The following is a 12,507-nucleotide window of genomic DNA, read 5'->3' on the forward strand; positions in this document are numbered from 1 at the left end:
GCCGACCGTGCGCACCCGAAGCAGACCCGGCGGACCGGACGGGCTAGACCGTAGGCGTGACCGGCAGATAGACCCGCCCACCGGCCTCCACGAACTCCTCGGATTTGGCCTTCATGCCCGCCGCCCGGATCTCGTGGCTGATCCGCATGGAGCAGAACTTGGGCCCGCACATGGAGCAGAAGTGCGCCGTCTTGGCGGGCGCCGCCGGCAGCGTCTCATCGTGGTAGGAGCGGGCCGTATCAGGGTCGAGCGCCAACTCGAACTGGTCCTCCCACCGGAAGTCGAATCGGGCCCGGGACAGCGCGTCATCCCACTCCTGAGCCCCGGCATGCCCTTTCGCCAGGTCAGCCGAGTGCGCCGCGATCTTGTAGGCGATCATCCCGGCTTTGACGTCTTCCTTGTTGGGCAGCCCGAGGTGTTCCTTGGGTGTGACGTAGCAGAGCATCGCCGTGCCGAACATGCCGATCATCGCCGCCCCGATGGCGGAGGTGATGTGGTCGTAGGCGGGCGCGATGTCGGTGGCCAGCGGCCCGAGGGTGTAGAACGGCGCCCCCGAGCACAGCTCCTGCTGGAGATCCACGTTCTCCTTGATCTTGTGCATGGGCACGTGCCCGGGCCCTTCGACCATCACCTGTACGTCGTACTCCCACGCGATGTACGTCAGTTCTCCGAGTGTCCGCAGTTCCGCGAACTGTGCCTCGTCGTTGGCGTCGGCGATCGACCCGGGTCGCAGCCCGTCGCCGAGGGAGAACGTGATGTCGTACTCCCGGAAGATCTCGCACAGCTCCCGGAAGTGGGTGTAGAGGAAGTTCTCCCGGTGTTCGGCGAGGCACCAGGCCGCCATGATCGACCCGCCCCGGGAGACGATCCCGGTGACCCGTTCGGCGGCGAGCGGCACGTACTCCAGAAGCACGCCCGCATGGATCGTCATGTAGTCGACGCCCTGCTCGGCCTGTTCGATGACGGTTTCCCGGAAGATCTCCCACGACAGCCGGAGCGGGTCGCCTTTGACCTTCTCGAGCGCCTGGTAGAGCGGCACGGTCCCGATGGGCACGGGCGAGTTCCGTACGATCGCCTCGCGGGTCTCGTGGATGTGCGGCCCGGTGGAGAGGTCCATGACGGTGTCGGCGCCCCATCGGGTGGCCCAGGTGAGTTTCTCCACCTCCTCGTCGATGGACGAGGTGACGGCCGAGGTGCCGATGTTGGCGTTGACCTTCACGAGGAACCGCGACCCGATGATCATCGGCTCGGATTCGGGGTGGTTCTTGTTGGCCGGCAGCACGGCCCGGCCGGCCGCGATCTCGTCGCGGACGGTCTCGGGTGAGACGCCTTCGCGGACCGCGACGTATTCCATCTCGGGTGTGATGATCCCGGCTCGCGCGTCGGCGAGCTGGGTGCGGCCGGTCTGCCAGGGTTTCCGGAGCGGCGGCAGTCCGACGGCGGGTTCGCTGCCGGGGCCGGATGTGTCGTAGAGCCGCACCGGCGGATGGTCGCCGGTGAGCACCACCTCGGTGAACGGCACCCGGATGTCCGGGCGGGTCCCTTCCACGTAGACCTTACGCCTCACGATACCTCCCAAAGTAGGACGAAACCGGCGGCAGATGGCAGCGGGCATCCACGGAAGCCGCCCCGCCGGGAAGATCTAGACGGACCAGCCGAAGTGATCCAGCGGCCCGGGACCCGACCCGAGCCGCCACTGAGCGCCACCACGCAGACCGCGGTTCACGTACTCCTTGGCCGCCGCGACCGCCTCCGGAACCGGGTCGCCGGCCGCCAGCCGCACCGCGATCGCCGACGAGAACGTGCAGCCCGAGCCGTGGTTGTTCACGGTCGCCACCGGCTCGCCGCGCAGCAGCGTGATCTCCCCCGCGTGATGCAGGACGTCGAGCGCCAGCTCACTCCCGGTCACCACGACGGCACGCGGTCCGCGCGCCGCGAGTTCGGCCGCCGCCGAGATCATCTCCTCGGCCGTCTCGATCACCCGTCCCAGAAGGGCGCCGGCCTCGTGCCGGTTCGGTGTCAAGACGCAGGGGTACGCGGTGAGCACCCCGACGACCCCCACCTCCCCGAGCCGGCTGCCCGCGGTGGCCACGAGCACCGGGTCGACGACGAGGTTGGGCAGTTGCGCCGAGCGGGCGGCGATCACCTTCGCCACGTCCGGATCGGAGATCATCCCGACTTTCACGGCGGCCACCGGCAGATCCGACAGCACCGCGTCGAGTTGCGCCGCCACGATCTCCGCCGGCACCGGATGGATGGCCGTGACGCCGAGCGTGTTCTGCGCGGTGATCGCCGTGATCACCGACGTCCCGAAGGCGCCGAGCGCCGCGAACGTCTTCAGGTCGGCCTGGATCCCGGCGCCCCCGCCGGAGTCCGAGCCCGCGATCGTCAGCACCACCGGCGGCGTCATCGGATCGTCTCCTCGAATCGACGGCCGGTCGATATCAGGTGACGGGCGCCCGGCTGCGGCTCCGGCCGTCCGGCCCCCGTGCGGGCGCCGCGGTCGACGGCCCCCACTCCGGCGGACTGCGCCGCAACCGGACGACCGCCGGCACTCGACTGCACGAAACCCACACCCGCGACCGGGCCGCCGCCGGCACCCGACCGTGGGGCCCTCGCGCCCGGACGGCCGCTCGCCTTCCGTTGCGCCGCCGCGAACGCTCCCGCCAACTGGCGGGCGACCTGTTCCGGGTTGGCGGCCCGCATCACGGCGCCGAGCACCGCGATCCCCTCGGCCCCGGCGGCCGCGCACTCGGCGGCCCGTTCGGCCGAGTCGATGCCACCGAGCGCCAGCCATGGCAGGGGCGGGGAACCCGGCACGGCGGCGATCAGGGCGGCCGCACCGGCCGGGCCGAGCGGCGGCCCGTAGCCGGGTTTGGTGGCGGTCGGATAGACCGGCGACAACGTGACGTAGTCCACATCCGACAGTGGTTCGGTCCCGTGCCACGAGCGGCCGGCCAGCGGGATCCCGGCCGGGCGGGGATCGGCCGCGGACAGGTGCACGGCCGTGCCGCCGAGCGGGTCGGGCCCGGCCACGATCAACCGGCCCGGGGGCAGCAGCGATCGCAACTCGGTGGCCAGGGCCGCGCGTTCGGCGTACGGAAGATCGCGCTCACGAAGAACGACCCACGCCGCGCCGCCGCGAACCGCCGCCGCGACCACCTGCGGCAACGGCCCGGCGGCGGACCGCCGATCGGTGAGCACGACGAGCCCGCCGGGGGTCACCACTCGGCGAGCCCGTCGTCCTGGGTGGACGCCAGCGCGTGGAAGCGGCGTGGGATCCGCCCGGCGGCGCGGGCGAGACGGCCGGCGGTGACGGCGTGCCGCATCGCCGCGGCCATCGCGGCCGGATCGTCGGAGCGGGTGATGGCGCTGGCGATCAGGACCGCGTCGCAGCCGAGTTCCATGGCGAGGGCGGCGTCCGAGGCGGTGCCGATGCCGGCGTCGAGGACCACCGGCACGTCGACGCTCTGCACGATCAGTTCGATGTGGTGCGGATTGGAGACTCCCAGACCGGAGCCGATCGGCGATCCGGCCGGCATGACGGCGGCGCATCCGGCGTCGGCGAGGCGGCGGGCCAGGATCGGGTCGTCGCTGGTGTACGGCAGGACCGTGAACCCGTCCGCCACCAGGATCTCGGCGGCCTTCAGCAGTTCGACGCCGTCCGGAAGCAGGGTCCGCTCGTCGCCGATCACCTCGAGTTTGATCAGGTCGGTCTCGAACGCCTCCCGGGCCATCTGGGCGGTCTTGACCGCGTCCCCGGAGGTGTAGCAGCCGGCCGTGTTCGGCAGCACCCGCACGCCGAGCCGGTCAAGCATCGGCAGCAGTCCGGGCCCGGCCGCGTCGACCCGGCGCAGCGCCACGGTGACCAGTGTGGTCTCGGACGCGACGACGGCCTCCTCCAGCGCGGCGAGGCTGTGCGCCCCGCCCGTGCCGAGGATCAGCCCGTTCTCCGGCAGGAACATCGTCATCCTCCCTGCGCCGCGGTGAGGACCTCGATCCGGTCCCCGTCCGCCAGGTCGACCTGCGCCCACGAGGACCGTGGCACGACCGTTCCGTTGACGGCCACGGCGACCCCACGCTGGGCCGCGATGATCTCGGCGACCAGGGTCGCCACCGAGCAGGCGCCGGACCGGTCCCGCGTCTCTCCGTTGATCGTCAGCTTCATCCGAACCTCCCGGGTGCGAACGCTTCCAGCAGGGGATCCGCCGAGCCGGTGAGCACCAGGTCGGCGATGAGTCGAGCGGTGATCGGGGCGAGCAGGATCCCGCTGCGGTGGTGACCGGACGCCACGACGATCCGCCGGTCACCGTCGAGCCGGCCCAGGATCGGTGCGTTGTCGGGGGTGCCGGGGCGGTGTCCGGCGGCGGTCTCGGCCAGCTCGTGGTCGGACAGGCCGGGCACCAGGTCGAGGGCCGCCCGCAGCAGGTCGTGCACCCCGCCGGCGGTGACGGTGGTGTCGGCCAGCTCCTCCTGGGTGGCGCCGACCACCACCTCGCCGGTGTCCCGCGGCACCAGGTAGACGAATCGCCCGTCCGCGAAACCGGTCACCACGTGCCGCAGCAGACCGGGTTCACCCCGCAGCCGCAGCACCTGACCCTTGATCGGGCGGATCGGCAGCCCGGTGAGGGCCGCGGTGTCACAGCCGGCCGCCACCACGACGGTGTCCGCGTCGACCTCGTCCACTGTGGTGATCCGCTTCGGCACGATCCGGTTCGCCAGCCGGGAGCGGAGCACGGCCATCACCCGGCGCGGGTCGACCTGCCGCTCGGCCGGGGCGTGCACGCCGGCACGTATCCGTGGGGACAGCGCCGGTTCCAGCTCCCGCAGCCGGCTGCCGCGCAGCACCGGCACCTGCTGGACGCGCCAGACACGCTGGGCGACGGCGACGTCGTCCGCGGTCAGCGCCACCCCGAGCGAGCCTGCCTCGTCGTAGCCGATGCCCGGGCCGAGCGCGGCGGCGAACTCCGGCCAGAGACCGGACGAGGCCGCGAGCAGGCCGGCCAGCTGTGGGTGTTCGAAGGCCGACTCCCGGCCCGCGGCGATCATCCCCCCGGACACGTGCCAGGCGCCCTCGGACTCCGGTGTGGAGGCGTCGTAGACGGTGCAGTCGGCGCCGCGCCGACGCAGTTCGTGAGCGATGGCGAGCCCGATGATGCCGCCACCGACGATCGCGATGCTCATCGCAGGGCCTCCAGGAACGCGGCGGCCGCACCCTTCGGGTCCGCCGCGAAGGCGGAGACCGCCGCGACACCGTGCGCGGCGAGCAGCGGCACCCTCTCCGCGGTGACGCCGCCAATCGCGAGGACCGGTGTGCCGGGAACCGCCGCGGCGACGGCGGCGATCGCGGCCGGGCCGAGCGGTGGTGGCAGCCCGTCCTTCGTGGCGGTCGCGAAGACCGGGCCGGCGCCCAGATAGCCGGCGCCGTCCCGCACGGCCGCCCGGGCCGCCTCCGGGTTCCGGCAGGTGGCGCCGAGGATCGCGGCTGGCCCGAGCACCCGCCGGGCGGCCTCGACCGGCAGATCGTCGGCGCCCACGTGGACGCCGTCGGCGCCGGCCGCCAGCGCGACCCCGGCCCGGTCGTTGACCAGGACGATCGTGCCCATCGGCCGGCAGACGTCGATGGCCGCGACGGTCAGCGCGTACGCCTCGGCGTCGTTGCTCTTGACCCGGATCTGGACAGCGATCTCCGGCTGTCCCGCGACGCCGCGGACGACGTCGATCGAGTCGGTGATGACATGGATGCGAGGAAACGAAGTGTGCACGAAGCACTCCTCCCTGCGCCGGCATTACCCGGATCAGGTTCGACGGTCGGGGGCGGCGTCAGCCCCCCTCTCAGCCCGGTGCCCGGACTCCCGTGGGGTTGGTTGTAACCGGACCCTAACCGGTCCGTGACGTTCCGCGCTACCGGACGTCGATGGTGAGATAAGACTCCTGTGTCCCACCGGTCACCGTGGTCCCGGCGTCACCGCACGTCCCAGACGGGTTCCGGCACCTCGACGACCTCGCTGTCGCCGCGGAAGAGCACGAAGCGGTCGAAGGACCGGGTGAACCAGCGGTCGTGGGTGACGGCTATCACGGTGCCGTCGAACGCTTTCAGTCCCTCTTCCAGCGCCTCCGCCGACGCCAGGTCCAGGTTGTCGGTCGGCTCGTCGAGCAGCAGCAGGGTCGCCCCCGACAGCTCCAGCAGCAGCACCAGGAACCGGGCCTGCTGCCCACCGGACAGCGTGCCGAACCGCTGGTCGCCCTGCGCCGCCAGCTCGTACCGGTTGAGGGATTTCATCGCGCCGGCCCGGTCCATCCCGGACCGGTGCTCGTCACCGCGCCACAGGATCTCGACGAGCGTCTTCTCCAGCAGCTCCGGCCGGTCGTGGGTCTGCGAGAAGTGCCCCGGCCGGACCCGCGCGCCGAGCCGTGCCACCCCGTCGTGCGCCACATACGCCAGCGGCGCCCCGTCGACCGGCTTGTGCTCCAGATCCGGGTCGCTGCCGCCGGCCGCGAGCAGACGCAGGAAGTGCGACTTGCCGGTGCCGTTGGCGCCCAGCACCGCCACCCGGTCGCCGTACCAGATCTCCAGGTCGAACGGGAACGTCAGATTCTCCAGCTCGAGCTGCTCGCAGATGACCGCCCGCTTGCCGGTCCGCCCTCCGCGCAGGTTCATCTTGACAGCCTGGTCCTTGGGCGGCAGCGGCGGCGGCCCCGCCTCCTCGAACTTGCGGAGCCGGGTCTGCGCGGCCTGATACCGCGACGCCAGACCGTCGTTGAAGGCGGCCTTGTTCCGCAGCGTGAGCACGAGCTCCTTGAGCTTCTCGTGCTCCTCGTCCCAGCGCCGCCGGTTCTCCTCGAGCCGCTCGTGCCGGTGCCCCCGGGCCTCGTGCCAGGAGGCGAACCCGGCCGGATGCGTCCACGCGCCGCCGCCCTCGACGGCGACGACCCGGTCCGCGGTCTGGGCCAGCAGCTCCCGGTCGTGCGACACGTAGAGCACCGATTTCGGCGACTCGCGCAGCCGCTGCTCCAGCCAGCGTTTGGCGGGCACGTCGAGGAAGTTGTCCGGCTCGTCGAGCAGCAGCACCTCGTCGGAGCCGCGCAGCAGCAGGTCGAGGGCGAACCGTTTCTGCTCGCCGCCGGAGAGGGTCCGCACGATCCGGTGCCGCGTCTCCTCCCACGGCTTGCCGAGAATGGACACCGCGACCGTATCGAACAGCACCTCGGCGTCGTATCCGCCGGCCTCGCCCCAGCCGGCGAGCGCGTTCGCGTACGCGATCTGGGTCTTCTCGGTCTCGTCGAGGGCCGCGGTGGCCGTGCGCAGTCGCTCGCCCGCCGCGCGGAGCGCCGGTTGCACCAGGGAAAGCGCAAGATCCTCCAGGGTACGGTCATCGCCGATCATCCCGATGAACTGCCGCATCACACCGAGCCCACCGGATCGGGCGACGACGCCGCTCTGCACCGGGATGTCTCCGGCCACCATCCGCATGAGGGTGGTCTTGCCGGCGCCGTTGGGCCCGACGAGCGCCACCTTCGCGCCCTCGCCGACCCGGAACGACACGTCGGTGAAGAGCTCCCGCCCGTCCGGGAGCACGAAACCGGCGCCGGCGACATCCACGTAACCCATGCCGGGCATCCTCCCTGTGCGACCTCGGTTCAGTCTCCCGATTTTCCGGTGACCCGGAGCACCCGGAACCCCTTCTGGCTGGCCGTCCGCTCGACCGTCCAGCCGAGCCCGGTGAGCCAGGCGTGCAGCGAGTCGCCGCCGAGGTTCCGGTTGATCACGAGCCAGGCGACGCCGTCCGGCGCGAGCCGGGGCAGCCAGCGTTCCAGCAGCGCGTGCAGCCCGGCCTTGCCGATGTGGGTGGGCGGGTTGCTCCAGATCTCGGTGAAGGTGACGTCGTCCGGCACCTCGTCCGGCGCCCGCACCAGCACCCGGTCGGCGAGACTGAGCCGCTCGGCGTTCTCGGCTGCCAGGTCACGGGCCCGGGCGTTGACGTCGACGGCGTAGACGGTGGTCCGGGGCGCCTCACTGGCCAGCACGCAGGCGATCGGGCCGTAACCGCAGCCGAGGTCGAGCAGTGTCCCCTCGGTGGCGGCGCCGGGCAGGCCGGCCTTGCGCAGCAGGACCGCGGTGCCCGGGTCGAGCCGTCCGGCCGAGAACACCCCGGAGGCGACGGCCAGCCGGTAGTCCCGGCCGGCGACGTTGAACTCGATCTCGCCCCGTCGCATCGGCGTGTCGGGCTCGGCGGAGAAGTAGTGGTCGGCGCTCACCGGCCAAGTCTCCCGCCGACGGGTGACCACCCGCTCGCCGGGGTTCCGTGTGTGAACCTCGGGTTCGCTCCGCACCCGAAATCGACACAACGAACCGGGGCAGACAGGGTGACGGACGCACTGTGCGTCAATGGATCAGCTCGCGCGCCTAGCTTGGGCGGATGCGGCACGCCACCCCCGGCCTGACACGGCTTCCCGGGCCGAGCCGGCATCGACGGCCGGCCCGGCTCCGGCGGCACGCCTGGCATGATCCGTATCGGACCGCTCACCTGGTGACCCGCGGTCTGGCCGCGCTCATCGTGCTCGGCATCTGCGTGATGCTGGGCGTCCTGTTCGTCGCCGACGACCGTGACTCCACCCCACGCCGCCTCGCCGCCGCCGAGATCGACCAGCTCATCGCCTCGCGCACGGTGGATCCGGAACCGCTCTCCGAAGCCGAGGTCTTCCCCACCGGCTCCACCGCCTTCGGCGTGCGGGAGACCGGCCTCACCGCCGACTGCACACTCGCGGCCACCGGCGCCCTGCGCTCCACCCTGCTGCGGTACGGATGCGCGCAAGCGGTCCGGGCCGATCTCACCGTTCCCTACGCCGACTACCGGGTGACCGCCGGCATGCTGAACCTGCCCGACGCCGCGAGCGCGTCGGCGGTCGGCGACCAGGTCCGTCAGCTGGTCGAGTCGGGTGACGGCGGGTTCGCGCAGATGTCCGGCGAACCGGCCGGCGCGGGCACCCCGGTGGTGTGGCGCACCCGCGGCCACTACCTGATGTATTGCGTGATCACCGGCCCGGTCGGCGCGTTGGTCGCCGCCGACGAGCCGCAGGTCGACCGGCTCACCCACGACCTCCTGGACGTTCACCTGAGCGAGACCGTGGTGTCCCGCCGAGCCACGTGACCCCCTTCAGCCGGCCCCTCCGAACTGCCTCAAACCCCGCGAGAGAACACTGAAAGCCGGCCGGGAAATCACGCACGAAAACAACAGTTGGCCACAGCGCTCACCACCAGCCGGGGGTTCTCACGCGCGCAGGCGACGGGTGGCTTCGGCGCGGGCCGCGTACTCCGACTCGTCCGGGTAGCCGACCGCCACCAATGTGAGCCCGTGCGCAGGTGCGACCACCACGTCGCTGGAGCGCTGCCGCAGCGTGAGCAGCTTCGCCGGCCACTCCGGGTCGCGGCGCCCGTCCCCCACCGTCAGCATCGCCCCGACCAGGCTGCGCACCATCGCCTGACAGAACGCGTCCGCCTGCACGGTCGCCACACAGATCCCGTCCGGGTCGCGGCGCCAGTCCAGCCGGTTGATCGCCCGGATCGTGGTGGCGTGCTCCTTGCGCTTGCAGAACGCCGCGAAGTCGTGCTCGCCCACCAGCCCGGCCGCCGCGGCGTTGAGCCGGTCCACGTCGAGCGGCCGCACCCAGCCGAGGGTGTCGTGGCGGCGCAGCGGCTCCGGCCCCCACGGGGTGTCCGAGACGCGGTACTCGTAGCGCCGGAAGGTGGCCGAGAACCTGGCGTCGAAGGTGTCCGGGGCCGGCGCCAGCGCCCGCACCCGGGCATCCGGCGGCATCAGCGCGGCGAGCCGCCGCAGCAGCGACGCCGACAGCTCGGTCCAGCGTTCGAGCGGCAGATCCACGTGGCAGACCTGGCCGGTGGCGTGCACGCCGGCGTCGGTGCGGCCGGCCACGGTGAGCCCGAGCGGCGTCTCCGGCCCCAGCAGGCGGGCGAAGGCCTCGGTCAAAACCCCGGCCACGGTACGCCGTGAAGGCTGGGCGGCCCAGCCGGAGAAATCGGCGCCGTCGTACGACACGTCCAGGCGCAGCCGAATCGTCTCCGTCATTTCCGTCCTCGCCCGTACGAATGAATGGTCTTGCAGTGAGAAAGCCCGGCACCCAGAGGGGGTGCCGGGCTTCTCGGTGATCGAACTCAGGCCTTGGGCTCGTCGCCCTCGGCCTTGTCTCCCTCGGCGCCCTTGTCACCGGAGGCGGAGACCGGCGGCTCGGCGTCCTGGTCGGCGTCGGTGCCGGCGGGCACCTCCTCCTCGGGCGCGAGAGCCTCGACCTTGGCCTGCTGCGCGGCGGCCTTGCGGGCCTCCTTCGACGGGCCGGAGGTGGTGGCCGCGACCTGCAGCTCCTCGACCAGCTCGATGACGGCCATGGGAGCGGCGTCACCCTTGCGCGGGCCGATCTTGGTGATGCGGGTGTACCCACCGGGGCGGTTGGAGTACCGCGGAGCGATCTGCTCGAACAGGGCGTACACGACGTCCTTGTCCTTCACGACGGTCAGCACCCGGCGACGGGCGTGCAGGTCGCCGCGCTTGGCCTTCGTGACCAGCTGCTCAGCCAGAGGGCGAAGCCGCCGGGCCTTGGACTCGGTGGTCTTGATCTTCCCGTGCCGGAAGAGCTCGGTGGCCAGGTTGGCCAGGATGAGCTTCTCGTGAGCCGGGCTGCCGCCGAGGCGGGCACCCTTGGTGGGCGTGGGCATTTCCGATGCTCCTTGAAATGTGGCGCAGCCGAGCTCTTAGAGCTGCTCGGTCTCGCGGTAGTCGTCGGTGTCGTAGTCCACGTCGCCGAACGAGTCGACCACGTGCGCGGGGTCGAAGGACGGCGCGCTGTCCTTCAGGCCCAGGCCCATTCCGGCGAGCTTCATCTTGACCTCGTCGATCGACTTCTGACCGAAGTTCCGGATGTCAAGAAGGTCGGCCTCGGTACGCCCTATCAATTCGCCCACCGAGTTGATGCCCTCACGCTTGAGGCAGTTGTACGACCGGACGGTGAGGTCCAGCTCCTCAATCGGAAGGGCCAGGTCGGCAGCGAGCTGCGCGTCCTGCGGCGACGGGCCGATGTCGATGCCCTCGGCGGTCTCGTCCAGCTCACGGCACAGGCCGAAGAGCTCGACGAGGGTCGAGCCGGCCGAGGCCAGCGCGGTCCGGGGGGAGATCGACGCCTTCGACTCGACGTCGATGATCAGGCGGTCGAAGTCGGTGCGCTGCTCGACACGGGTCGCCTCGACGCGGTAGGTGACCTTGAGCACCGGCGAGTAGATCGAGTCGACCGGGATGCGGCCGATCTCGGCGCCGGCGTTCTTGTTCTGCGCCGCGGTGACATAGCCACGACCGCGCTCGACGGTCAGCTCCATGTCCAGCCGGCCCTTGCTGTTCAGGGTCGCCAGCTTCAGATCCGGGTTGTGCACCGAGACACCGGCCGGGGGCTGGATGTCTCCGGCGGTCACGTCACCGGGGCCCTGCTTGCGCAGGTACATGCTGACCGGCTCGTCGTGCTCGGAGCTGACGGTCAGTTCCTTGACGTTCATGACCAGCTCGACCACGTCCTCCTTGACACCGGGGATCGTGGTGAACTCGTGCAGCACGCCGTCGATCTTGATGCTGGTGACCGCCGCGCCCGGGATGGACGACAGCAGGGTCCGCCGCAGTGAGTTACCGAGGGTGTAGCCGAAGCCCGGCTCCAGAGGCTCGATGGTGAACCGGGAGCGGGTCTCGCTGAGCGACTCCTCCGAGAGGGTCGGCCGCTGGCTGATGAGCACGCTGTTCTTCTTTCTGTCGGGCCACCCGCTATTTGATGGCCGTCCGTCTTGCCCGGCGCCTGGGTGAGGCGCCGGGCAACCCTGTTACTTGGAGTAGAGCTCCACGATCAGCTGCTCCTGGACCTGGGTGTCGATGACACCGCGCGCCGGAAGCGTGTGGACCAGGATCTTCATCTCGCTGGGGATCGGCTCGAGCCACGCCGGCACCGGGCGGGAACCCGCCTGCGCCTGCGCGACGACGAAGGGCGTGAGCTCCTTCGACTTCTCGCGCAGGGTGACGATGTCCTTCTCCTTCACCCGGTACGACGGGATGTCGACCTTGACGCCGTTGACCAGGAAGTGGCCGTGCTTGACCAGCTGCCGGGCCATGTCGCGGGACGCGGCGTAGCCGGCCCGGTAGACGACGTTGTCGAGACGGGACTCGAGGATCTGGAGGAGCACCTCACCGGTCTTGCCGGGCTTGGTGACGGCCTCCTCGTAGTAACCGCGGAACTGCTTCTCCAGCACGCCGTACGCACGACGGGCCTTCTGCTTCTCGCGGTGCTGGAGCAGGTACTCGGTCTCCTTGGTCCGGCCACGGCCGTGCTGGCCGGGCGGGAAGGGACGCGACTCGAACGGGCACTTCGGCCCGTCGCACTTGCTGCCCTTGAGGAACAACTTCATCTTCTCGCGGCGGCACCGCTTGCAGTCCGCTCCGGTGTAGCGAGCCATGTCAG

The 12,507-nt window shown here is 71.2% G+C and carries 13 protein-coding genes, 1 pseudogene and 1 riboswitch; of the genes and pseudogenes, 1 reads left to right on the plus strand and 13 read right to left on the minus strand.

Translation table 11 applies throughout. From position 1 onward, the window contains the following. Positions 1–43 precede the first annotated feature (43 nt). From thiC to AB0I88_RS06120, 9 genes and pseudogenes are all read right to left on the minus strand, one after another. A complete protein-coding gene (gene thiC, locus AB0I88_RS06080) occupies positions 44–1,567 on the minus strand; it encodes a phosphomethylpyrimidine synthase ThiC (protein WP_361019024.1) in 1,524 nt (507 codons plus the stop codon). 75 nt (positions 1,568–1,642) lie between these two features. Next, entirely contained in the window at positions 1,643–2,410 is a 768-nt protein-coding gene (gene thiD, locus AB0I88_RS06085) for a bifunctional hydroxymethylpyrimidine kinase/phosphomethylpyrimidine kinase (protein WP_361019027.1), read from the minus strand. 278 nt (positions 2,411–2,688) lie between these two features. After that, positions 2,689–3,228, minus strand: a pseudogene (locus tag AB0I88_RS06090) (thiamine phosphate synthase); the annotation flags it as partial. Further along, positions 3,222–3,971, minus strand: coding sequence for a thiazole synthase (locus AB0I88_RS06095; RefSeq protein ID WP_361019029.1), 750 nt, complete (start codon positions 3,969–3,971; stop codon positions 3,222–3,224). The gene AB0I88_RS06095 and the pseudogene AB0I88_RS06090, both read right to left, overlap by 7 nt. After that, positions 3,968–4,168, minus strand: a complete 201-nt coding sequence (gene thiS / locus AB0I88_RS06100; RefSeq protein WP_361019032.1) for a sulfur carrier protein ThiS — start codon at positions 4,166–4,168, stop codon at positions 3,968–3,970. The genes AB0I88_RS06095 and thiS overlap by 4 nt, the downstream gene beginning before the upstream one ends. Further along, on the minus strand, positions 4,165–5,184 hold the full coding sequence (thiO, locus tag AB0I88_RS06105; protein WP_361019035.1) for a glycine oxidase ThiO: 1,020 nt from the start codon (positions 5,182–5,184) through the stop codon (positions 4,165–4,167). The genes thiS and thiO overlap by 4 nt, the downstream gene beginning before the upstream one ends. Beyond that, complete coding sequence (locus tag AB0I88_RS06110; RefSeq protein ID WP_361019037.1) at positions 5,181–5,765, minus strand: thiamine phosphate synthase; 585 nt, start codon at positions 5,763–5,765, stop codon at positions 5,181–5,183. The genes thiO and AB0I88_RS06110 overlap by 4 nt, the downstream gene beginning before the upstream one ends. Continuing rightward, positions 5,759–5,869, minus strand: a riboswitch (TPP riboswitch). Its footprint overlaps the gene before it by 7 nt. A gap of 96 nt (positions 5,870–5,965) precedes the next feature. Beyond that, complete coding sequence (locus AB0I88_RS06115) at positions 5,966–7,612, minus strand: ATP-binding cassette domain-containing protein (RefSeq protein WP_361019040.1); 1,647 nt, start codon at positions 7,610–7,612, stop codon at positions 5,966–5,968. Between the two features lie 29 nt (positions 7,613–7,641). Continuing rightward, complete coding sequence (locus AB0I88_RS06120) at positions 7,642–8,259, minus strand: methyltransferase (protein ID WP_361019043.1); 618 nt, start codon at positions 8,257–8,259, stop codon at positions 7,642–7,644. A gap of 161 nt (positions 8,260–8,420) precedes the next feature. Here AB0I88_RS06120 and AB0I88_RS06125 point away from each other — a divergent pair, with 161 nt between their 5' ends. Then, positions 8,421–9,152, plus strand: a complete 732-nt coding sequence (locus tag AB0I88_RS06125; protein ID WP_361019046.1) for a hypothetical protein — start codon at positions 8,421–8,423, stop codon at positions 9,150–9,152. A 120-nt stretch (positions 9,153–9,272) separates the two neighbouring features. Here the strand turns inward: AB0I88_RS06125 and truA are convergent, their stop codons facing one another. From truA to rpsD, 4 genes are all read right to left on the minus strand, one after another. Beyond that, a complete protein-coding gene (gene truA / locus AB0I88_RS06130; RefSeq protein WP_361019049.1) occupies positions 9,273–10,088 on the minus strand; it encodes a tRNA pseudouridine(38-40) synthase TruA in 816 nt (271 codons plus the stop codon). Positions 10,089–10,174: 86 nt separating this feature from the next. Further along, on the minus strand, positions 10,175–10,732 hold the full coding sequence (gene rplQ, locus AB0I88_RS06135) for a 50S ribosomal protein L17 (RefSeq protein ID WP_361019052.1): 558 nt from the start codon (positions 10,730–10,732) through the stop codon (positions 10,175–10,177). 36 nt (positions 10,733–10,768) lie between these two features. Continuing rightward, entirely contained in the window at positions 10,769–11,791 is a 1,023-nt protein-coding gene (locus AB0I88_RS06140; RefSeq protein WP_093618743.1) for a DNA-directed RNA polymerase subunit alpha, read from the minus strand. Positions 11,792–11,875: 84 nt separating this feature from the next. Further along, complete coding sequence (rpsD, locus tag AB0I88_RS06145; RefSeq protein ID WP_183222847.1) at positions 11,876–12,502, minus strand: 30S ribosomal protein S4; 627 nt, start codon at positions 12,500–12,502, stop codon at positions 11,876–11,878. Positions 12,503–12,507 lie beyond the last annotated feature (5 nt).

The sequence above is a fragment of the Actinoplanes sp. NPDC049802 genome, from assembly GCF_040656595.1.
GTDB lineage: Bacteria > Actinomycetota > Actinomycetes > Mycobacteriales > Micromonosporaceae > Actinoplanes.

Bases quoted from the DNA above. Each gene is read 5' to 3' on its own strand.
- thiD (WP_361019027.1), bottom strand. From the start codon at position 2,410: ATGACGCCGCCGGTGGTGCTGACGATCGCGGGCTCGGACTCCGGCGGG.
- AB0I88_RS06095 (WP_361019029.1), bottom strand. From the start codon at position 3,971: ATGACGATGTTCCTGCCGGAGAACGGGCTGATCCTCGGCACGGGCGGG.
- thiS (WP_361019032.1), bottom strand. From the start codon at position 4,168: ATGAAGCTGACGATCAACGGAGAGACGCGGGACCGGTCCGGCGCCTGC.
- thiO (WP_361019035.1), bottom strand. From the start codon at position 5,184: ATGAGCATCGCGATCGTCGGTGGCGGCATCATCGGGCTCGCCATCGCT.
- AB0I88_RS06115 (WP_361019040.1), bottom strand. From the start codon at position 7,612: ATGGGTTACGTGGATGTCGCCGGCGCCGGTTTCGTGCTCCCGGACGGG.
- AB0I88_RS06125 (WP_361019046.1), top strand. From the start codon at position 8,421: ATGCGGCACGCCACCCCCGGCCTGACACGGCTTCCCGGGCCGAGCCGG.
- truA (WP_361019049.1), bottom strand. From the start codon at position 10,088: ATGACGGAGACGATTCGGCTGCGCCTGGACGTGTCGTACGACGGCGCC.
- rplQ (WP_361019052.1), bottom strand. From the start codon at position 10,732: ATGCCCACGCCCACCAAGGGTGCCCGCCTCGGCGGCAGCCCGGCTCAC.
- rpsD (WP_183222847.1), bottom strand. From the start codon at position 12,502: ATGGCTCGCTACACCGGAGCGGACTGCAAGCGGTGCCGCCGCGAGAAG.